The sequence below is a fragment of the Mycobacterium sp. SMC-16 genome, from assembly GCF_046250085.1.
Lineage (GTDB): Bacteria > Actinomycetota > Actinomycetes > Mycobacteriales > Mycobacteriaceae > Mycobacterium > Mycobacterium phocaicum.
This window is the reverse complement of record NZ_CP176427.1, coordinates 2,250,675-2,270,178: the sequence shown is the minus strand read 5'-3', so window position 1 is coordinate 2,270,178 and position 19,504 is coordinate 2,250,675. Positions and strand designations below refer to the sequence as shown.

Genomic DNA, 19,504 nt, shown 5'->3' with positions numbered 1-19,504 from the left:
AAATCGCTACCTGTGTGCAAACTGCGATCAAAAGGCCGGCCACGGGATCGGCCGGTGCCGATCCGGGGTGGGCATGATCGGATTGTCAATCAGCTCAACAACTCTCGCTTGTAGCGCGGCGATCTCAGGACGGGTGAGGTGCGGAGCCAGCGTCGCGGCGAGGCCGTCGCGCAGGGCGTCCCGCAATGCGGCGACCGCACCGAGCACGTCGTCGTCGATCGGTTTTCCGGCCCAGCCCCACAGCACGGTCCGCAGCTTGTCGTCGGCATGCAGGCTGACGCCGTGGTCGACGCCGTACACCTGGCCGTCGGCGCCGGCCAGCACGTGCCCGCCCTTGCGGTCGGCGTTGTTGATCAGTACGTCGAACACCGCCAGCCGGTGCAGCCGGGCGTCGTCGGCGTGCACCAGCACCACTTCGTCGCCCTTGTGGTCGTAGGCCCGCAGGATAGGCAGGTATCCCGCCGGCACCCGGCCGGCCGGAACGAGGTCGACGAGGTCCGGGCCGGGCGGCGGTTCGGTTTCACTGAGCGCGTCGCCAGGCTGGTCGACCCAGCGCTGCACCATGCCCGGGCCCGCCGGGCCGTCACGAATTATGGTGTGCGGCACCAGGTTCCAGCCCAGCGCGGCAGACACCAGATAGGCCGCCAGCTCCCGTCCGGCCAGGGTGCCGTCGGGGAAGTCCCACAGCGGAGCCTCCCCGGAGATCGGCTTGTACACGCAGTGCAGCAGCGCGTCGTCCAGCTCGGCTTCGCACAGGAACGTCGCGTTGCTCGCCGACCTGATGCGCCCGAGCGCCGTCAGCTCACCGCGTTGCAGAATCTGTTCGGCGTCAGGAGGCGTCATCCGGCTCATCACCGTCGGCATCCAGCATGCCGCGCCGATACCCGTTGGTGCGCACGCAGATATGTCCCTCCGGGTCGAGCGGCTCCTCGCACAGCGGGCACGGCGGCCGGCCGGCGGAGATCACCCGATTCGAGCGGTTCGCGAAGTCCCGGGCCGACTGCGGACTCAGAAACACCCGCACGGCGTCGGGGCCTTCCTCGGCGTCGTCGAGCACGACGGAGGCGTCGAATTCCGAGTCGGTGACGGCCAGCAGCTCGACCACCACGGTCTGCGCTTCGGAGTCCCAACCCAGACCCATGGTGCCGACCCGGAATTCGGCGTCCACGGGCATCACGAGTGGGTTGAGGTCGGCGACCTCACCGGTGTCGGGCGGGATCGGCGTGCCGAACCGCCGGTTGATCTCGACCAGCAGGGCGGAGATGCGCTCGGCCAGGACCGCGACTTGCTGCTTCTCCAACATGACCGAGACGACCCGCTGGTCGTGCACGGCCTGCAGGTAGAACGTCCGGTTACCAGGCTGCCCAACGGTCCCGGCCACGAAGCGGTCGGGAGAACGGAAGACGTGAATTGCGCGAGCCATGGCACCTTTCAAAATACCGGTTCACCGGTCTAATCGGTCGAGCCACCGACGGTTGCGTCGTGTGTCGGGACGGCATCGTCGGGCTTGCCGGCCTCGTCGGATTTGGGCTGCTCGGGCTGCGGGCGCAGCGACGAGCTGAGATCCGTGCCGGTGTGGTTGACGTGCAGGACGAACGGCCGGTGCGGCGTGTAGCGGATGACGCTCATCGAGGCGGGGTCGGCGACGATCCGCTGGAAGCCGTCGAGGTGCACACCCAAGGCGTCGGCCAGCACCGCCTTGATGACGTCGCCGTGCGTGCAGGCGATCCACAACGTGTCGCCGTCGTGCTCCTGAGCCAGGGCCCGGTCGATCTCGCGGACGGCGGCCACGGCGCGCGACTGCACCTGCGCCAGCCCCTCACCGTCCGGGAACACCGCGGCGCTGGGCTGCTGCTGGATGACGGGCCACAGCGGCTCTTTGACGAGTTCGGCGATCTTGCGGCCGGTCCAGCCGCCGTAGTCGACCTCGGTCAGCCGATCGTCGACGCGCGGCTCCAGGCCCAGCGCCGCGGCCAACGGGGCGACGGTGTTCTGGCAGCGCAGCAGCGGCGAACGGACGATGGCCTTGACCGGCAGCGCGCCGATCCGGGCGACGACACCGTCGGCCTGCGCGCGGCCCTTGTCGTCGAGGTCGACGCCCTCGGACCGGCCGGCCAGGGTGTGGGCGGTGTTGGACGTCGAGCGCCCGTGCCGCAGCAGGATGACCGTCACTGTGCCGCCACCACCCCGGTGCCGAGCAGCGCGAGCACCGTCACGCCGAGCACGATGCGGTAGCCGACGAACCAGTACATGCTGTGCCGCACCAGGAATTTCAGGAACCAGGACACCGCGGCGTAGCCGACGACGAACGCGATCAAGATGGCGACGGTCAGCTGCGCGCCGGTGGCGCTCATGCCTTCGGTGACGGGCTTGAAGGCGTCGGGCAGCGAGAACAGGCCGGAGGCCAGCACCGCCGGGATGGCGAGCAGGAAGCCGAAGCGCGCCGCCAGCTCGCGGTTCATGCCGAGGAACAGGCCGGCACTGATCGTCGCGCCGGACCGCGACACCCCCGGCACCAGCGCCAGGCACTGCGCCAGGCCGACGAGGACGCTGTCCTTCCACGTCAGCTGCTCGACGTCGCGGGTCTGCTTGCCGGCGTACTCGGCGAGGGCGATCACCGCCGAGAACACGATCATCGCGGTGGCGATGACCCACAGATTGCGGGCGCCGGAACGGATCTGGTCCTTGAACAGCAGTCCCAGCACGCAGATCGGGATGGTGCCGATGATCACCCACCAGCCCAGCCAGTAGTCGCCGGTGCGGCGGGCGGCGTCGGTCAGCCCGGCGAACCAGGCGGTGAGGATGCGCCAGATGTCCTTGGCGAAATAGATGAGCACCGCGGCCTCGGTTCCGAGCTGGGTGACCGCGGTGAACGACGCGCCCGCGTCACCGGCGAAGAAAACCCGGGAGGCGATGGCCAGATGGCCCGACGACGACACCGGCAGAAACTCGGTGAGCCCCTGGAGGACGGCCAGCACGATCGTCTGCCACCAGCTCATGGCTGCCACGTCAGTCACGCCGACGACCGTACCGTGAGCGGCGGGCGCGGGGGTTAGTGGTTGCGCTGCACCGGTTGTGCGTCGGCGACCGCGTCGCGTACGGCGGCGGCGAGACTGCGCTCGTCGTGCACGTCGACGTGCGCCAGGCTTCGCGAGGACACCGCGACGACGTCCTCTTCCTGCGGCACCGGCCCCGACAGACGCGGGCGGTAGACCTCCACAATCAACACGCGCTTGTCGTCGAGGCGAAATGAAAAACTCCGGCCGTCGCCGACTTGGCCAAACCCGCTGGCCCGCAGACCTGTCGAAAGGTCTTCGATAGCAAAATTACCGTTGGCCAGATCGCCGTCGGTGGCAATGCTCATGGTCCCGACCATACCCCTCCGGTACGTGACGTACCCGCCTGAAGCAGATAATTGACGTCAAAATATTTGCCTAAACTGGCAATTAGCGATCACCCGCCGTTCACCGACCGAAAGCCAGCCTGTGTCAATGGATCACCATCCCATTAATTGTCGGCTGCGTGAATATCGGGTGGGCCTAACGAGATTCGCGACGGCCGCGCTGGCCGTCGGCACGCTGGCGGCGTGCTCGTCGCATCCAACCGAGACGGCACCGCCGACCATCTCCCCCGCACACGCCGCGGTGTCGCCCCCGGTCACCGGCGCTCCCGACGGCGTCGTCCGCGCCCTTCCCGGGCCCGGCACCGGCGCCGGCTTCGACACGGCGACGGCGTCGCTCGTCGTGCTCGGCACCGACGCCGGACGTCCGGTGGTGACGGTGCCCGGCACACCGCCGGTGGTGCTGCCGGCCGCTGCGACAGGTATCACAGTCGACGGCGCGGGCACGGCGTTCCTGTCCACCCGCGGCGGCTACCTGCGGTTCGACATCGGCAAGCGCGCGGTGCAAACGGTCGCGGTCGACGGCCAGTCCGGCACCGACTTCACCTCGATCGCCCGGCGGGCCGACGGGAAACTGGCCTTGGGAACCGCCGACGGGGCGGTGCTGATCATCGACGGTACCGCGGTGAAGTCCCGGATGAAGGCCTTCGCCCGCGTGGACGGTCTTGCCGCGCAAGGCAATACCGTCGTGGTCCTGGACCGCGGGCAAACCTCGGTGACCGAGGTGAACGCCGACGGCACCGACGTCGCCCAGGCGCTGCGCGCCGGTGAAGGCGCCACGACGCTGGCCGCCGATCCCGCCGGGCGGGTGCTGGTGGCCGACACGCGCGGCGACGGCCTGCTGGTCTTCGGGACGACGCCGCTGATGCTGCGGCAGCAGGCGCCGGTGCGGGGCGCGCCGTACGGCATCGTCGGATCGGCGAAACTCGCCTGGGTTTCACAGACCGCGACGAACAGCGTGGTTGGTTACGATCTTTCGACTGGTATCCCCGTCGAGAAAGTCCGATATCGCACCGTGCAGCAGCCCGACGTCCTCTCCTTCGACGAACGCACCGGCACCTTGTTCGTGGTGTCGGGATCGGGCGCCGGGGTCCAGGTGATCGCGAACGCCGCCGCAGGGCCGGGGTCGGGCGGCCACTGATGCAGCGGGGGCGGATGCCGGCAGCGTGGGCGGAGGACTTGTCCGACGACTACGAATGGATTCCGCTCCGACTGCCGCCGGAAGTGACCAGGCTGTCGGCGTCGATCCGGCTGTCGATCGAGGCCGAATACCGCGGGTGGGAACTGACGCGCGTGCGCCTCTACACCGACGGTTCGCGCCGGGTGCTGCTGCGCCGCCGCAAGATCAGGACGGGCGACGCGACGGGAAATGTGCCCGGGGCGGGCGAAACGACGGGCCAGGTGCCCGATAGGTTGGCGCCCGAACAGCCGTCGATGTGAGGAGCCGTTGATGTATCGCGCCCTGCGCTGGGTGTTCTTCCTGGTGTCCCCGGAGCGGATTCACACCTGGGTGTTCGCGCTGCTGCGCGTCGCGACCGGATTGGCCGTCAGCCGCCGGTTGCTGGCCAAGTGGCTGGCCCCGTCGGATCCGGTGTTGGAGACGACGGTGTTCGGCGTGACGTTCCCGGGCCCGGTGGGCCTGGCAGCCGGCTTCGACAAGAACGGCAGTGGCATCAACGCTTGGGGCCCACTGGGTTTCGGCTACGCCGAGGTGGGCACGGTGACGGCACAGGCACAGCCGGGTAACCCGGCGCCGCGGCTGTTCCGGCTGCCCGAGGACCGTGCACTGCTGAACCGCATGGGCTTCAACAACCACGGGGCCGGCGAGCTCGCCATCAAGCTGACCCGCAGCCAGTCCACCGTGCCGATCGGCGTGAACATCGGCAAGACCAAGGTCACCCCGCCCGAACACGCCGTCGACGACTACGCCGAGAGCGCCCGCCTGTGCGGGCCACTGGCCGACTTCGTCGTGGTGAACGTCAGCTCGCCGAACACGCCCGGGCTGCGTGATCTACAGGCCGTGGCGTCGCTACGGCCGATCCTGGCCGCCGTGCGCGCCGAGACGACCAAGCCCGTGCTGGTGAAGATCGCGCCCGACCTGTCCGACGACGACGTCGACGAGATCGCCGACCTGGCCGTCGAACTTGGGCTGGCGGGGATCGTCGCGACCAACACCACGATCTCCCGCGAAGGGCTGCTGACGCCCGGCGTCGCCGAGCTGGGCGCGGGCGGCGTTTCCGGGGCGCCGGTGGCCGCACGATCGCTCGAGATCCTGCGGCGGCTGCACAAGCGCGTCGGCGATCAGCTGGTGCTGATCAGCGTCGGCGGCATCGAGACCGCCGACGACGCCTGGGAGCGCATCCTCGCCGGCGCCTCGCTGGTGCAGGGCTACACCGGCTTCATCTACGGCGGCGGCCTGTGGGCCAAGCACATTCACGACGGTGTCGCCGCGAAGTTGAAGGCCGGTGGCTTCGCGTCGCTGGCCGATGCGGTGGGCTCCGGCGCCTAATGGGTGGTGATCGGCGAGCCTAGGACGGATAGTGATTCGTCGGGGAGACGCTGATCTCCGAGCCGCTGGTCGGTGAGCACTCCGTGCGCCTGGAACGATGGTCGATTTCTAGGGTTAGATCGTGCCCCGACCGGTTTGGTGAGGTCATCTATAGCGCTCATGGGATGTCGTGCCGCTCGAGCACTGATCCATTAGGTCGCCGCCGGTGTCCTTCGGCTCGAACGGTTTCATCCGCAGCGAGCTGAAGGAGGCGATGAGATGCTCTTCGTCGGAGACGACTGGGCAGAAGACCACCACGACCTGTACCTGATGAACGAGGCCGGTAAGAAGCTGGCGGCACAACGGTTTCCCGAAGGGCTAGCCGGTATGCGGCTGCTGCATGACTTGATCGCCACCCACGCTCAGGAGCCGGCTCAGGTGATCATCGGCATCGAGACCGACCGCGGTCTGTGGGTCGATGCGCTGACCGGCGCCGGCTATCAGGTGTATGCGGTCAATCCGTTGGCGGTGGCCCGCTACCGGGAGCGCCACGCGGTCTCAGGTGCCAAATCCGATGCAGCCGACGCCAAACTGTTGGCCGATCTGGTGCGTACAGATCGGCACAACCACCGACTGATTGCCGGTGACACTCCCGATGCCGAGGCGATCAAGGTGCTGGCACGGGCGCATCAGAATCTGATCTGGACCCGCAACCGGCACACCAACGCCCTGCGCTCGGCGCTACGGGAGTACTACCCCGCGGCGTTAGCGGCCTTCGCTGATCTTGCCGATCGCGACGCGCTAGCGCTCCTGGGACGCGCGGCCGATCCACGACAGGCGGCCAGCTTGAGCCTGGCGAAGATCCGGTCGGCACTCAAAGCGGCTGGCCGCCAACGCAATATCGACACCCGAGCAATCGAGATTCAAGCCGCGCTACGGTCTGAACAGCTCGCCGCACCCGCTGCGGTCACGGCTGCGTTTGCCGCGACCACGCGGGCCACAGTGGGCATCATTGTCGAACTGAACCGTCAGATCGACGACCTCGAAACAGAACTGACCGCGCATTTTGAGACGCACCCGGACGCCGACATCTACCGCTCCCTGCCAGGACTTGGTGTCATCCTCGGCGCCCGGGTGCTCGGTGAGTTCGGGGACGACCCGAACCGCTACACCACCGCCAAGTGTCGCAAAAACTACGCCGGAACCTCGCCATTGACCATCGCATCAGGCCGCAAACGCGCAGTCCTGGCCCGCCACATCCGCAACCGACGGCTCTATGACGCAGTCGACCAGTGGGCCTTCTGCGCGCTGACCCGCAGTCCCGGCGCCCGACTGTTCTACGACCAACGCCGCGCAGCCGGTGACCTCCATCACCAAGCCCTACGCGCCCTGGGCAACCGGCTCGTCGGCATCCTGCACGGCTGTCTTAACCACCGCTCCCACTACGACGAACACAGAGCCTGGGCTCACCGCCAACCCGCCGCAGCTTGACAAGCTACGCACCTGGGATGTCTAACCCTCGACTCCGGTACGCCGATACGCCGACGCCGACATGCCGAACCACCGCTGGCTCGACCGCGACAGCACGCTCTGCTCGCTGTAGCCGAGTAGTCCGGCCAGCTGCCCCAACGGCATGTCGGTGGTGCGGAGGTAGCGGTCGGCGTCCTCGCGACGCACCTCGTCGACCAGCCCGGCGAACGACGTGCCCTGCGCCTCCAATTGCCGCTGCAGTGTGCGCGGGTGCACCGCGAGCTGCTGCGCAACCAGGTCGAGGGTCAGGCCGCCGGTGGGCAGCATCCGGCGGATCAGCAGCCGGACCGGTTCGGCGGTCTGTGAATCAGTCGGGACCGCGATGGTGTTCAGATAGCCCCGCACCACGTCGTGCACCGCGCCGTCGGCCGCAAGCGGCTGGGCGAGCACCGCGCGCGGGAAGCGAAAACCGTTGTCCGGCATGGCAAAACGCGCCGGGCACCCGAAGTAGTCGGCATAGCTCTCGGCGGTCGTCAGCGGCTCGTGCCGGAAGTGCACCACGGCTGGCGTGAAGTCGGGCCCCGTCAGCAGCCGGAACACCCGGAGGGATACGCCGAGAGCCAACTCTGCCGCTTGCCGGTGCACGATCGGCCGGGGCACGGCGAGACGCCAATCGAAGCGGGCGTAGCGCGCGGTCGGCTGCGGGTCGATGGCTGCCGACAGCGCCGGGCTGTAGACCGCCATGTACTGGTCGATCGCGGCGAGCGCGGCCGCTACGTTCGCCGCCGTCCGCGCCGCGATCCCGACCGGGCCCAAGATGTCCAGGCCTTGGCGCAGGGCCAGCCGCCGGCCGAAGTCGGGCGCGCCGGTCGCCGCGGCGGCAGCCTCCAGAACCGTGACGACGCTGCGGTAGTCGACGAAGTTGTCCTGATCGCCGACCGCGTCGACGGGGATGCGACTCCGGGCGAGCAAGGGCTCGGGATCGGCGCCCAGCTCACGGACGAGCTCAAGAAAGCCCTGCAACGACGTGCCCCGCACGAACGACATGTCGTCCAGTGTCAAGAAGCTGTCGCTTGATGTCAAGTATCTCAGCGTCGCGGATCACAGAATTGATCCATAGCAAGCCACCCCACAACGAAAGGCCCGACATGACCGCCATCGCATCCCCCGAAATGGTCACCACCCTCAGCGGCGCTCCGCTCCCCCTGGTCGCACTGCCGCAAGGCGAGCTGCTGACCGTCAACCTCGCCGAGACCCCGCTGCTGAAAGACGCCCTCGGACCCGGCATGAGCTTTCACCCGCTGCGCCTGGACACCGAGCGCGGCGAGTACGTCATCCTCGCCCGGATGGCACCGGGCGTCGGCCTGCAGCTGCACTACCACACCGGTCCCGCGCAGGTGTACACCTTCCAGGGCTGCTGGTTCTACCGCGAGTACCCCGACCAGCCGCAGACCGCCGGCTCCTACCTGTACGAACCCGGCGGCTCGGTCCACACCTTCTTCACCCCCGAGGACAACACCGAGGACACCGTCGCGCTCATCATCGTCGACGGCGCGAACGTCAACTTCAACGAGGACGGCTCGTTCCACTCGATCCTCGACGCGGTGTCCCTGCACTACCTGACCGAGACGGTCTCCGCTGCCCAGGGCACCACGCCCGTCTTCGTCCACGGCGGCACCGCCGGCGTCGTCAAACCCTGACCCTCCGCCACGAGACTCGAAAGGACCGGCCATGACCTACCGGAAGTTGACCAGCCTCGACGCCCAGTTCCTGGCGATGGAGGACGGGCGCGCACACGGGCACGTCAGCGTGCTGAGCACCTACGCGCCCACCACCGCGGACGGCCGCGCACTGACCGCAGACCTCATCCGCGACCTCGTGGCCGCGCGACTGCCGCTGCTGCCGCCGTTCCGCTGGCGCCTGGTCCGGGTGCCGTTCGACCTCGACCACCCCTACTGGGACGACTCCGGCGACGTCGATCTGAGCTACCACGTCCAGGAATCCGCGCTGTGCGCGCCGGGTGACGACCGCGCGCTCGCCGACCACGTCGCCGAGCTCATCGCCCGGCCGCTGGATCGGTCGCTGCCGCTGTGGGAAATCCACGTCATCAGCGGCCTGGCCGACGGTTCCGTCGCGCTGCTGATCAAGATGCACCACGCCGCAGTCGACGGCGTGTCCGGCGCCGACGTGCTGCGGGTCCTGCTGGACGACACCCCGGAAGAGCAGGTCATCGAGCAATCGGTGACGCCGGAACCGGGGCGCAAGCCGTCGCAGATCGACCTGCTCGGGCGCGGCCTGTTCAACGCGTCGCAGTACCCACTGCGGTCCATCCGCGCCGCGCTGCGCGCGCTGCCGCACCTCGACGAGGTCCCGACCCTGCGCGGTGTGCCCGGCGTCAACACCATCGCCCGGCACAGCCGGACCGCCAAGGCCGCCCTGGAACGTAGCGACGCCGCCGCAGGCACCGACCTCGTCGCACCGCGGACCAGGTTCCAGGCGCCCATCTCGCAGCATCGCAGCGTGGCGTTCGGTTCGGTGTCGCTGGCCGAGGTGAAGACCGTGAAGGACCACTTCGGTTGCAGCATCAACGATGTCGTGATGGCGATGTGCGCGTCGGGTCTGCGGTCATGGCTGACGGAGCACGACGAACTGCCCGATGGACCGATGCTGTCGTTCGTGCCGGTGTCGGTCCGGACGCCCGAACAGATCGGGACGTTCGGCAACCGGGTCTCGGTCATGATGGCCGAACTGCCGACCGACGAGCCCGACCCCGTCCAGCGGCTCCACCGAGCGCGCGCCACGATGACCGCCGCCAAACAGCGGCATCGGACATTGCCGGCGTCGTTGCTGGAAGACGCGAACGACCTCATCCCGCCCGCGCTGTTCGCCCGCGCCACCGGGACCGCGCTGCGCCACGGCGCGTCGTTCCTGCAGCCGGCCGTCAACGCCGCCATCTCCAATGTGCCCGGCTCACCCACGACGCTGTATTGCGCAGGCGCCGAGCAGCTTTCGCAGTTCCCGATCTCCGGTGTGCTGCACGGGGTCGGCCTGAACATCACGGTGTTCAGCTACCGTGACGAGCTGGCATTCGGCATCGTGGTCGACCGCGAGCAGCTCGACGATCCGTGGCCTCTGCTCGACGCGGTGCGGGGCTCCCTGGCGGAGCTGACGGCCGCGGTCAGTAAACCTCCAGCGGCGTGACACCGAGTTCGTCCAAGGTCTGCTGCACGTGCTCGCGCAGCACGGCCTTGGTGTTCTCGGCGCCTACCTGATAGCCCACGACGCCCAGGGTGACCTTGCCGTTGTGGCGCAGGGCCGTCACCACCAGCAGGCCGCCGGGCTGCTCGATGTCGCGTTTCTTGACGTTCTGCTCGACACCCCAGCAGATCACGTAATCGGCCTGGCGGACGCCGTCGATACGGCCGACCAGCTCCGGCACGTCGCCGACATTGGAGCAGGTCACCGGTAGCTCGCCGAGCACCATGGCCGCAGTGTGGCGGACCGCCCGCCGCGGGATGAACGGCGTCAGTGGCAGCAGTTGGAAGGATTCGTCCGGCTGCTCCCGGGCGCGGCGCAGTGCGTTGCGGATCTCGCCGCGGAGCTCGGTGAGATCGGTTGTGGCCGAATCGGGTTCGACGGTGAACGTCGTGAACGTCATCGCGTTGGCCCTGGTGTCCTCGAGCGACGCGCGATCGTTGATCGCGACCATCAACGAGATGGCGCCGTCCCGCGCACGCTGGCGGCCCATCCGTACGCCCAGTCGCGTGGCGAACGCCGCGACCAGTGAATGGCCGTTTCCGCCGAGTTCTACTGCACGCGCATCGAAGTGATCGAGGTCGATGATGGCGGACGCGAACGGCACGTGCACGAGTTCGTCACCGGAGGCAGAAACTCCCGTCGGCGGCGTTGCCGTCATCTCGCCGCGCCGCTCTCGGGCCAGTTTGGCGGCGACCTTGACCGTCCTCCGGACCTCCGGCAGGTCCCTGAAGGTCTGTCGCAGGTCGGAACGGATCGCCTGCAGACGGGTCCGTGATCGCGGCCGCTCGTAGCCGAGGTCGCGCTCGTTGCCCAGGACCGCGTCCATGAACGCGACGACCGAGCCGCTGCCGTCGATCAGACAGTGCGAGAGCACTATCGCGACCGCCGTCGAGCCATCGGTGAAAGGCTGCACCCCCAGGTGCCAACCCGGCCCGCGCTCGGGATCGATCGGGATCTGGGCACGCTCCTCCAGCCAGTCGCTCAGTCCTGAACGTGGACAGGGAGTTTCGGCGACGTCGACCGGCCGCGGCGGGCCTGACTCGGCCACCCAACGATGACGGCCGAACGGCAGTGGGGAGCGCTCGATGTACCGCGCCACCATCCCCTTGCCGAAGTTCTCGTTGAACCGGCGCAACCCGTCGAGGTCCACCGGTCCCTCGTAGAACCACAGCGCCATGCCGACCTGGACCCGGCCATTGGCCCGGTACGACAGGAAGGTGGCCTGGTCGATGTAGTCGAGGCGGTCCTGATCCGTCGGTGTCGACTGCTTGCTCACCGGGGTAGGTGTGGACAAAGCCGATGGCCCCCTCGCTTCGGTAGACCGGCGGGGTCGCTGCCGCCGGCCTCGATCCGATAGTAGGTCGGGTGATAGGTGGTCGCGAATCGGCGCGAGCGGCCTATTTCTGCTCGTACGTGCCGTGGATGACGGCCCGGGCGATGGCCTGCATGAACAGGTTGAAACCCAGGAACGCCGGGGTGGCGTCCTCGGGGATGTCCAGCTTTTCCACAGGTAGCGCGTGCACCGCGATGTAGTACCGGTGCGGGCCGTGACCGGCCGGCGGGGCGGCACCCAGGAAGCGCTTGAGGCTGGCGTCGTTGGTCAGGGTGATGGCGCCCCCGGGCAGGGCGTCGCCGTTGCCCGCGTCGGCGGCCAGCTCGGTCACGTCGGCCGGCAGGTTGGCGACGGCCCAGTGCCAGAAGCCCGACGCGGTCGGGGCGTCGGGGTCGTAGACGGTGACGGCGAAGCTGCGGGTCTCGGCCGGGAAGCCTGACCAGCTCAGCTGCGGCGAGACGTCTTCTCCCCCGGCGCCGAAGATGCCACTGACCTGAGCGTTGGCCAGCGGGCCGCCGTCGGTCAGCGACGTCGAAGTCAGGGTGAAGGTCGGCAGCTGCGGCAGGTTGTCATACGGCGAAGCGGTCATGATGCGAGTCCTTTCGGCGGTCAAACTTCGGTGGCGGGCAGGGTCGGTCAGCAGTGCGTCAGGAAGTGTTCGAGGACCTTGGCGCCGAACTGTAGTGCGTCCACGGGTACCCGTTCGTCGACCCCGTGGAACAGCGCGGCGAAATCCAGCTCGGGCGGCAGCCGCAGCGGCGCGAAGCCGAAGCACCGGATACCCAGGCGCACAAACGCTTTCGCGTCGGTGCCGCCCGACATCATGTAGGGCACCGTGCGGGCGTCGGGGTCGACGGCCAGGATCGCGGCATTCATCGCGTCGACCAGGTCACCGTCGAACGTGGTCTCCACGCTGGGCAGGTCCCGTTCCCAGGTACGGGTGATGTTGGGACCGAGCAGCGCGTCGAGTTCGCGCTCGAAGGCCTCCTTGCGGCCCGGCAGGATGCGGCAGTCGACCATGGCCTCTGCCGTCGCCGGGATGACGTTGGCCTTGTAGCCCGCCTTGAGCATGGTGGGGTTCGCGGTGTCGCGCAGGGTGGCGCCCACGATGCGCGCGATGCCGCCCAGCTTGGCGATGGAACCTTCCAGGTCCGGCGAGGTCGGGTCGAGGTCGTAACCGGTCTCTTCGGAGACCGCCGTCAGGAACTGCTCGACCGACTCACTGAGCACCAACGGGAACTGGTGCCGGCCCAGTTTGGCGACGGCCTCGGCGATCTCGGTGACAGCGTTGTCGTCGTGCACCATCGAGCCGTGCCCGGCGCGGCCGCGAGCCGTCAGCCGCATCCAGGACAGGCCCTTCTCGGCCGTCTCGATGAGATACAGGCGACGCTCGCCGCCCTCCTTGGTCGGGACGGTCAGAGAGAAGCCGCCGACCTCGCCGATGGCCTCGGTGATGCCGTCGAACAGGTCGGGCCGGTGGTCGACGAGCCATTGGCAGCCGTAGGTCCCGCCGTGCTCCTCGTCGGACACAAAGGCGAAGACGAGGTCCCTTGGCGGTGTGATGTTGTTGCGCTTGAGGTGCCGCGCGACGGCGATCATCATGCCGCACATGTCCTTCATGTCGACCGCGCCGCGGCCCCACACGTAGCCGTCCTTCACCGCGCCGGAGAACGGGTGCACGCTCCAGTCGGCGGGCTCGGCGGGGACGACGTCGAGGTGGCCGTGGATCAGCAGGGCGCCCCGGTTGGGGTCGGCACCGGGCAGGCGGGTGAAGACGTTGCCGCGGCCGGGCGCGCCCGCCTCCACGTACTCCGTGGTGTAACCCACTTCGCGCAGTTTCTCGGCCACCCAGCGGGCGCAGTCTTCCTCGCCTTTGGTGGTCTCCGGCTCACCGGTATTGGACGTATCGAACCGGATGAGGGAGCTGACGAGGTCGACGACCTCATCCTCGGGCGCAGTCACAGTCACATTCGTACCACCCTCGGTTTTGGACTGGGCACCTTGATCCGTTAGCCTAAGCTGCCCGGCCAGACGGCTGGGCAGGTCCGAGTGGCGGAATGGCAGACGCGCTAGCTTGAGGTGCTAGTGCCCTATTAACGGGCGTGGGGGTTCAAGTCCCCCCTCGGACACATTTGGCGACACGACTCAGGTCGGCAGTCGCCGTGACTCGCCGAAGATGCGGGTCGTAGTCGAGACGCAGGCCCAAGCTTGCGTACACCTCGGCGCGCTCAGCTCCGGTTGCCGCGCCGAGGATGACCGACAGTCCGCCTAACTCCTTAACTAACTCACTGATCTCGGCGGCACACATGGCGCGGGGCCGCTCCACTCGCTCAACGCGTGCCCTCAGCTCGTCGCGCTCGGCGGTACGTTGACGCAACGCAGCAGTTAGATCCTCAACGGCCACGCCAGACTCCACGGCGGTGATCAAGGCAGCCACTTTGGCATTCGCCTCGCTCAGCTGGCGCTGCAAGGCGGCGTAGCCAGGTCCGGCCGCCGGGTCCACGTCTTGCCCGCGTGCGAGGTCTTCTGGATCGGCCAGAGTGGCGATCCATTCGTCGAGTCGCGCTGTCACTGCGTCTTCGCGGAGATAGACGGTGCGCGGATGATCACTCAGGTCCACAGGTACAGAACGTGACTTGCCGAACTCACAACGGTAGAGGATCCGCGTTGTTTGCTTCCCCGGCCGGGCGGCGCCCTGCATTCGCCGTCCACATGCGGCGCAGAACAGCAGCCCACGCAGCGCATACGGCACTGTCGATTCTCTGCTGCACACGCGACCGGGACCACGCCGCGCCTGCATCCGGAGACGAACAGCCTGCGCCAGCTCATCAGGGATCAGCTCTTCGTGCGTGCGTCGATCGGGTGCGATCCAGTCGGCCCGATCGCGCCACCGCATGCGAGTCTCATATCCCGCGGCGACATCATCGGGGTTCAAAAGGACCTCATACTTCTCCTGCTTGCCCCAGACACGGATACCGCGGTACGCAGGGTTGTCGAGAATGGCGCGGATCGCCGAATGGGACCATCCACGTGGGTCACGATGCCGGTTCCGTGCCGGGTCGTATTGGCTCGGTGATGGCACTCCATCGTCGGTGAGCTGCTGTGCGATGAAGCGCAAGCCAGCACCATCGGCATACATGCGATAAATCCGCTCGACGGTCGGGGCGGTCTCGGGGTCAGGCTCCAGGCGGTGAAGACGCTGCCCAAGACTTGCCTTGGCGGGGTTTGGGTGCGGGCCGGCATCGACGAGTTGATAACCGTACGGTGGGCGACCGCCGAGGTATCTGGTTGTGTCCTGCGCGAGTGCCGACATCGCGGTACGCACGCGCATCTGGATTCGCGCACGTTCTCCCTTGCTCATTCCGCCAAAGAGCGTCATCACGAGGTCGTGTGCCTCGGATCCGGGATCAACCGCTCCGCCAACTTCAGGCACCCATAGGCCGACCCCGTAGTGCGTGAGCACCGGGAAGGTGAGCGCAAATTGCGGTCCGTAGAACGCGCGAGCAGGTTCCCCGATCACGACGGCATCGAAGCCACGGTCACGAGAAGTGACATCTGCGAGCAGACGTGAAGCCTCCGGCCTGCGTTTCCAGGGAAGCGACCGGCTCTGTCCTATATCGAAGTAGTCGGCGGCGAGGACGCCGCCATGCGGACTGATCAGATCGATGGCACGACGTTTCTGCCAGCTGCGGCTCGCCTCCGGATCTTGGGCGTCCTCGGTACTCACTCGGCCATAGAAGGCGAACCTGAGGCTCATGCCACTCCCCTCCCTGATCTAGGCGTCCGGTCCCGCATAGCCAGTATGACGTTTACCAGCGCGCGGTTGGCCTCGCGCGGGAGCCGATACCGGTTCGGCAGGTCAATTTCAACACCTCCCTCTGACATGTTCGGAGCATCGACTCGAACGTCACACTCGGAGCGAGCATGTGTCGTAGTCGGGCATCTTTCAGCCATCGCTTGCCCCTAGCGGATCCCATTGTTCGTTGTGGGCTTGGCGACGTGCTTCTACCAGTCCGATGAGGCGGGAGTGGATGCGTTGGAGGGCCGCGGAATAGACGAGACTGCGATCGCCGAGGCTGCCGAGGCCGGCACGTTCGAACTCCCACGCCACCAGATCATCGCGACCGGCGAAGTCACAGTTGGGATCGTATTGGTATGCAGTGCTTTTCAAGCGTTCTTCACGCGTCCAAATGGCGCGCTGTTCGCGCAGCACGGTCATGGTAGTGGAATAACGGCGGGATTTGCTGGTGATGTGGCCGCGGAATCCGAGGGTGTGCAACCACCGCCCGATGCCGGACAGTCCTTTGTCCGCGAGATCGCTGATGGTGGTCAGGATGGTCCGCACATGCTCTGACACGTCCAGGTCGGGTATGGCTTCCGTAGATAGGCGGCGCGCGCTGATTCCGAGGTCTACCAAGGATTTGGTGACATACTTGGCGAGATAGCGTGCCACCAGCCGGCCAGACATGGACCGTCCTGAGCCTGACCCTGGTTCTGGTTCTGGTTCTGGTTCTGGTTCTGGTGGAGCACTTTTCACTGGTTTTGCGGATGCGGCGAGGGGTTGGGTGTCGATCTGTGTGCCGAAACGTATCGTCCGCGCATCGGTATCAGCGGTCGGATCGTCGATGGTGAGCGTGACGGTGCGGGCGGCGTGTTGGATGATGGTGGCGAGTTCGACTGCACCGATGGGTGATTCCCAATCGGTCTGATCGGGGTCGTCTTGGGGGTCCAGGCGGATCAGGGCGTGGATGTGTGGGATGGCGCGGGCTTGCAGTTCGACGATTTTGATGAAGCTCACCCGCACCGCATCCGGATCCACACCGGTGGCTTTCAGTTCTTTGCGGAGGGTGCGCCGCATGGTGATGGTGAAGCGTCGCCACAGTTCGGGAAGATGCCAGGCGAACAGGACATGCCCGGCATAGTCGTAGCACTCCGGACAGAGCGGCTGACCGACCCGCTCGTCGCCATGATCATGGGACATGCTGCACCACAATTGTTTTCCATGCGGGCAGCGGCGGTAGCCGCCGATCCGGTGCTGGTCTCGGCATACCTGCGCTTTCTTGTCCCCCGACGTCGTGGCGGTGTGGACGGCCCCGAAGCTGGGGGCAGTCAGGGTGAGGAAAACTTGCGGATGATCGCCCACCGCGGTGGGCATGCCGTGGTGGCCTCCCGCAGCGCCGGCGTGCACGAGTTGCCAGGTGTCGCGGGCGTAGAGATCTGAACACGACGGGCAAATGTGGGCGCGACGGTTGTTGCACCGCGTCCACACCACCCGCTGACGCCCGTACTCATCGGTACCGATCAGCTGGATGGGGTGAGCGCAGAATCCGACGGATTCTGCTCGTCGCCACCAGGATTGGTATCCCATCGACGCGGCCCGGCGCACCATCTGCTCGACCACTCGGGTGGTATCAACTGTATCCGGAACACCCGGCAGGGCAAGCTGCGCCGATGTCATGGAGCTATTCACCGCTGCCCTCACTCACGGTGTGCCCGGTATCGGTGTTGTGTGGCTGGTGGGTCTTGTTCGGTCGGCTCGGGGGTCGGCGGAAGCGAGTGGCCAGCGCGGTGATGTCGTGGTCGGTGACGTGGAAGGCCCGCACCCGCTGGGCGTAGGCGGTGCCGTCAACCATCATGTAGCCAACACCCGGTGTCGCGTCGGGGATGCGGTCACATTCGGCGCCGGCATCGCGTGCTCCCTGTCCCAGGACCATAGTGGTTTGGGTGGCTTCAGTCAGGCGCAACCCGATCCGCACCGTGAACAGCTGCCTTAACGGCAGGGTGTCTTTGGCGGGGTCTTGCACCGCGGCGACGACGCTGATGCCGACTGCGCGGCCTTGCGAGAGCAGGAGGCCCAGGAGTTGTTCGATTTCGGTGCGGACCTTGCGGTCGGTCACATACGCACTCAGTGCTGCGATTTCATCGATCACTACCACGAACAACGGCTCCGACGTCGTGGGAGTGTGTAGTCGGGTGTGGCCGCGCAGACGATTCGCCCGGGCGTGCATCACCGTGACGAGCTGGCGTAGCAGCTCCAGGGTGGTGTCGGTGGCGTCGTGGGTGAACACGGTGAACAGGGGTGCTCCGGCACCGAGTTCCATGCCACCTTTGGGGTCGATGACACATAACCGCACCAGTCCGGTCTTCACCGCGGGGGCGATGCCGGCGATCAACGACCACAGCACTGAGCCTTTGCCTGCGCCGGTTGCCCCGGCGATCAGCACATGGTGACCGAGCAGCGGCACTTGCCACCAATGCCGCGTTTCGGTGATCCCGACCCGCACCAGCGCCAGGTCCACCGGGGTTGCCGGGGCGGGCATGGGCAGGACGATCGGTTCAGCGAGCACGTCTGCCCGCATTAAAGTGATGCGCAGTTCGCCAGGCGAGGTGGCGGTGATGCTGATGCGGTCGGCGCGCCACGCGGCGGCCAGCGCGTCGGACTGTTTATGCCAATCTGCCACGGACTGGCCGGTGACGATGCGCACCGCCAGCACATCGGTGGTTTTACCGATTGTCACCGTGCGCAGGGTGGGAGTGAGGGTGCGTCCGCCGAGTGTGGCCGTCAGGCCGTGCAAGGTGCAGGTCGATTCCCAGGTGCGGGTGTAGCGCGACCACGTGAGCCAGCGCCGCCGTACCGGTTCGGTCACCCAGGCGCGAAATGACCCCGGTTGGAGCCAGGCCCAGCCCGCATACCCGGCACTGCACACGATCGCGCAGATCAGGCCCACGCGTGGGCCGTGGCTGATGGCAAGCACGAGGCTGGCGATGATGGGCACGCTGATCGCCGGGAACAGCACCGCCCACCAGAGCACATACCCGGCTGCGGTGAACAGCGACATGACCAGTTCTCCGAACCAGTCGTCATCGCCTGATCCACTGTTGGTGGTGTTCTTATTGTTCGATGTCATGAGAGATGCCCTCCGTGAGCGTGTGGTCAACAGCAATGCCCGGGGTGGCGGGGTGCGGTGATCGGTTCACCGCACCCCACACCCGCTTGGGGTTACTTCTGCGGGCGTGTCTGCTCACTCGGCGCAGCACCACTGGCGGTGGCGGGGGTGAGGGCATCAGCGCGGAACGCCACCCCGCTGCGATCACCTTGGGCCCACGGGATGGCCACCAGACCAACCACCGAAACAGACTGCGTGACTGTAACTTTGGGGTCTCCTGCCACGGTGACATTGAGTACTTCGCCGCCGGAGTCATCCAGCGCGAGGACCTGGGTGGCGTACATCGGCATCCCGGTGGCGGTGTCGACTTTCGGGGCGCCGGTTTCGAAGTTCAGCCGTGGCTCCGGAGCGCGGGTGACGATAAAACGAGTTCCAGACGTATCGATTCTCAAACGCATTGTCCTACTAGTCCTTTCGTGAGATGTTGACGCCGGTCCGGCGCTGGATTCAGTTCACGTGGACATCACGGACGTTGCGAGAGACATGTGCCGACATTTCCGACACATCCACGGGCATTTCGGACACGGCCGGACATACCCACGGACATCACACCGACACTATCGCCGCAGGGTGGCGGCAATCGCATGGCAAACTAGACACCACGCGCT

At 67.1% G+C, this 19,504-nt stretch carries 19 protein-coding genes and 1 tRNA gene; 7 read left to right on the top strand and 13 right to left on the bottom strand.

Going from position 1 to position 19,504, the window contains the following annotated elements; translation table 11 throughout:
- Nucleotides 1–27: 27 nt before the first annotated feature.
- The 5 genes from ACJEIK_RS10960 to ACJEIK_RS10940 are packed head-to-tail and all read right to left on the bottom strand — an operon-like array spanning nucleotide 28 to nucleotide 3,364.
- Nucleotides 28–843, bottom strand: a complete 816-nt coding sequence (locus tag ACJEIK_RS10960) for an SCO1664 family protein (RefSeq protein ID WP_174814032.1) — start codon at nucleotides 841–843, stop codon at nucleotides 28–30.
- Entirely contained in the window at nucleotides 830–1,423 is a 594-nt protein-coding gene (locus tag ACJEIK_RS10955; protein WP_138248679.1) for a DUF3090 domain-containing protein, read from the bottom strand. The genes ACJEIK_RS10960 and ACJEIK_RS10955 overlap by 14 nt, the downstream gene beginning before the upstream one ends.
- Before the next feature lie 29 nt (nucleotides 1,424–1,452).
- Nucleotides 1,453–2,172, bottom strand: coding sequence for a histidine phosphatase family protein (locus tag ACJEIK_RS10950; protein WP_409431466.1), 720 nt, complete (start codon nucleotides 2,170–2,172; stop codon nucleotides 1,453–1,455).
- On the bottom strand, nucleotides 2,169–2,999 hold the full coding sequence (locus tag ACJEIK_RS10945) for an undecaprenyl-diphosphate phosphatase (RefSeq protein WP_409431681.1): 831 nt from the start codon (nucleotides 2,997–2,999) through the stop codon (nucleotides 2,169–2,171). The genes ACJEIK_RS10950 and ACJEIK_RS10945 overlap by 4 nt, the downstream gene beginning before the upstream one ends.
- A gap of 53 nt (nucleotides 3,000–3,052) precedes the next feature.
- On the bottom strand, nucleotides 3,053–3,364 hold the full coding sequence (locus tag ACJEIK_RS10940; protein ID WP_061006446.1) for a hypothetical protein: 312 nt from the start codon (nucleotides 3,362–3,364) through the stop codon (nucleotides 3,053–3,055).
- A 127-nt stretch (nucleotides 3,365–3,491) separates the two neighbouring features.
- On the opposite strand from ACJEIK_RS10940, the gene ACJEIK_RS10935 reads away from it, so the two are divergent.
- The 4 genes from ACJEIK_RS10935 to ACJEIK_RS10920 all read left to right on the top strand — a co-directional run bounded on the left by ACJEIK_RS10935 (nucleotide 3,492) and on the right by ACJEIK_RS10920 (nucleotide 7,379).
- Nucleotides 3,492–4,541, top strand: a complete 1,050-nt coding sequence (locus tag ACJEIK_RS10935) for a hypothetical protein (RefSeq protein ID WP_409431465.1) — start codon at nucleotides 3,492–3,494, stop codon at nucleotides 4,539–4,541.
- Nucleotides 4,541–4,840 carry a DUF5703 family protein gene (locus ACJEIK_RS10930; protein WP_138248676.1) on the top strand — a complete coding sequence of 100 codons (300 nt, stop codon included), beginning with the start codon at nucleotides 4,541–4,543 and terminating at the stop codon, nucleotides 4,838–4,840. Before ACJEIK_RS10935 ends, ACJEIK_RS10930 begins: the two co-directional genes overlap by 1 nt.
- 10 nt (nucleotides 4,841–4,850) lie before the next feature.
- Entirely contained in the window at nucleotides 4,851–5,909 is a 1,059-nt protein-coding gene (locus tag ACJEIK_RS10925; RefSeq protein ID WP_409431464.1) for a quinone-dependent dihydroorotate dehydrogenase, read from the top strand.
- Nucleotides 5,910–6,167: 258 nt separating this feature from the next.
- Nucleotides 6,168–7,379 carry an IS110 family transposase gene (locus tag ACJEIK_RS10920; RefSeq protein ID WP_138248076.1) on the top strand — a complete coding sequence of 404 codons (1,212 nt, stop codon included), beginning with the start codon at nucleotides 6,168–6,170 and terminating at the stop codon, nucleotides 7,377–7,379.
- 21 nt (nucleotides 7,380–7,400) lie between these two features.
- On the opposite strand, the gene ACJEIK_RS10915 is transcribed toward ACJEIK_RS10920, so the two are convergent.
- Nucleotides 7,401–8,405 (bottom strand): AraC family transcriptional regulator, encoded by a 1,005-nt coding sequence (locus ACJEIK_RS10915; RefSeq protein WP_226521474.1) that lies wholly within the window; start codon nucleotides 8,403–8,405, stop codon nucleotides 7,401–7,403.
- A 101-nt stretch (nucleotides 8,406–8,506) separates the two neighbouring features.
- On the opposite strand from ACJEIK_RS10915, the gene ACJEIK_RS10910 reads away from it, so the two are divergent.
- Nucleotides 8,507–9,058 (top strand): 2,4'-dihydroxyacetophenone dioxygenase family protein, encoded by a 552-nt coding sequence (locus tag ACJEIK_RS10910; RefSeq protein WP_138248673.1) that lies wholly within the window; start codon nucleotides 8,507–8,509, stop codon nucleotides 9,056–9,058.
- Nucleotides 9,059–9,089: 31 nt separating this feature from the next.
- A complete protein-coding gene (locus ACJEIK_RS10905; protein WP_409431463.1) occupies nucleotides 9,090–10,559 on the top strand; it encodes a WS/DGAT/MGAT family O-acyltransferase in 1,470 nt (489 codons plus the stop codon).
- Here the strand turns inward: ACJEIK_RS10905 and ACJEIK_RS10900 are convergent.
- From ACJEIK_RS10900 to ACJEIK_RS10890, 3 genes are all read right to left on the bottom strand, one after another.
- On the bottom strand, nucleotides 10,537–11,892 hold the full coding sequence (locus ACJEIK_RS10900) for a hypothetical protein (RefSeq protein WP_409431462.1): 1,356 nt from the start codon (nucleotides 11,890–11,892) through the stop codon (nucleotides 10,537–10,539). The genes ACJEIK_RS10905 and ACJEIK_RS10900 overlap by 23 nt on opposite strands.
- Nucleotides 11,893–12,013: 121 nt before the next feature.
- On the bottom strand, nucleotides 12,014–12,538 hold the full coding sequence (locus tag ACJEIK_RS10895) for a YbhB/YbcL family Raf kinase inhibitor-like protein (protein WP_138248670.1): 525 nt from the start codon (nucleotides 12,536–12,538) through the stop codon (nucleotides 12,014–12,016).
- A 47-nt stretch (nucleotides 12,539–12,585) separates the two neighbouring features.
- Entirely contained in the window at nucleotides 12,586–13,917 is a 1,332-nt protein-coding gene (locus tag ACJEIK_RS10890; RefSeq protein ID WP_409431461.1) for a M20/M25/M40 family metallo-hydrolase, read from the bottom strand.
- 75 nt (nucleotides 13,918–13,992) lie between these two features.
- Here ACJEIK_RS10890 and ACJEIK_RS10885 point away from each other — a divergent pair.
- Nucleotides 13,993–14,078, top strand: a tRNA-Leu gene (locus tag ACJEIK_RS10885).
- Here the strand turns inward: ACJEIK_RS10885 and ACJEIK_RS10880 are convergent.
- The 4 genes from ACJEIK_RS10880 to ACJEIK_RS10865 form a co-directional block, all read right to left on the bottom strand.
- Nucleotides 14,060–15,706 carry a recombinase family protein gene (locus ACJEIK_RS10880; protein ID WP_070949316.1) on the bottom strand — a complete coding sequence of 549 codons (1,647 nt, stop codon included), beginning with the start codon at nucleotides 15,704–15,706 and terminating at the stop codon, nucleotides 14,060–14,062. The genes ACJEIK_RS10885 and ACJEIK_RS10880 overlap by 19 nt on opposite strands.
- Nucleotides 15,707–15,895: 189 nt before the next feature.
- Nucleotides 15,896–17,407: a replication initiator gene (locus tag ACJEIK_RS10875; RefSeq protein ID WP_079634025.1), complete on the bottom strand. Its 1,512-nt coding sequence runs from the start codon at nucleotides 17,405–17,407 to the stop codon at nucleotides 15,896–15,898.
- Nucleotides 17,408–17,411: 4 nt separating this feature from the next.
- Nucleotides 17,412–18,857, bottom strand: a complete 1,446-nt coding sequence (locus ACJEIK_RS10870) for an FtsK/SpoIIIE domain-containing protein (protein ID WP_064897361.1) — start codon at nucleotides 18,855–18,857, stop codon at nucleotides 17,412–17,414.
- A gap of 92 nt (nucleotides 18,858–18,949) precedes the next feature.
- Nucleotides 18,950–19,294, bottom strand: coding sequence for a hypothetical protein (locus ACJEIK_RS10865; protein WP_005114273.1), 345 nt, complete (start codon nucleotides 19,292–19,294; stop codon nucleotides 18,950–18,952).
- Nucleotides 19,295–19,504 lie beyond the last annotated feature (210 nt).

Coding starts and splice junctions, on each gene's coding strand:
- ACJEIK_RS10960 (WP_174814032.1), bottom strand. CDS start 843: ATGACGCCTCCTGACGCCGAACAGATTCTGCAACGCGGTGAGCTGACG.
- ACJEIK_RS10955 (WP_138248679.1), bottom strand. CDS start 1,423: ATGGCTCGCGCAATTCACGTCTTCCGTTCTCCCGACCGCTTCGTGGCC.
- ACJEIK_RS10945 (WP_409431681.1), bottom strand. CDS start 2,999: ATGAGCTGGTGGCAGACGATCGTGCTGGCCGTCCTCCAGGGGCTCACC.
- ACJEIK_RS10940 (WP_061006446.1), bottom strand. CDS start 3,364: ATGAGCATTGCCACCGACGGCGATCTGGCCAACGGTAATTTTGCTATC.
- ACJEIK_RS10935 (WP_409431465.1), top strand. CDS start 3,492: ATGGATCACCATCCCATTAATTGTCGGCTGCGTGAATATCGGGTGGGC.
- ACJEIK_RS10930 (WP_138248676.1), top strand. CDS start 4,541: ATGCAGCGGGGGCGGATGCCGGCAGCGTGGGCGGAGGACTTGTCCGAC.
- ACJEIK_RS10925 (WP_409431464.1), top strand. CDS start 4,851: ATGTATCGCGCCCTGCGCTGGGTGTTCTTCCTGGTGTCCCCGGAGCGG.
- ACJEIK_RS10920 (WP_138248076.1), top strand. CDS start 6,168: ATGCTCTTCGTCGGAGACGACTGGGCAGAAGACCACCACGACCTGTAC.
- ACJEIK_RS10915 (WP_226521474.1), bottom strand. CDS start 8,405: ATGTCGTTCGTGCGGGGCACGTCGTTGCAGGGCTTTCTTGAGCTCGTC.
- ACJEIK_RS10910 (WP_138248673.1), top strand. CDS start 8,507: ATGACCGCCATCGCATCCCCCGAAATGGTCACCACCCTCAGCGGCGCT.
- ACJEIK_RS10905 (WP_409431463.1), top strand. CDS start 9,090: ATGACCTACCGGAAGTTGACCAGCCTCGACGCCCAGTTCCTGGCGATG.
- ACJEIK_RS10895 (WP_138248670.1), bottom strand. CDS start 12,538: ATGACCGCTTCGCCGTATGACAACCTGCCGCAGCTGCCGACCTTCACC.
- ACJEIK_RS10880 (WP_070949316.1), bottom strand. CDS start 15,706: ATGAGCCTCAGGTTCGCCTTCTATGGCCGAGTGAGTACCGAGGACGCC.
- ACJEIK_RS10875 (WP_079634025.1), bottom strand. CDS start 17,407: ATGACATCGGCGCAGCTTGCCCTGCCGGGTGTTCCGGATACAGTTGAT.
- ACJEIK_RS10870 (WP_064897361.1), bottom strand. CDS start 18,857: ATGACATCGAACAATAAGAACACCACCAACAGTGGATCAGGCGATGAC.
- ACJEIK_RS10865 (WP_005114273.1), bottom strand. CDS start 19,294: ATGCGTTTGAGAATCGATACGTCTGGAACTCGTTTTATCGTCACCCGC.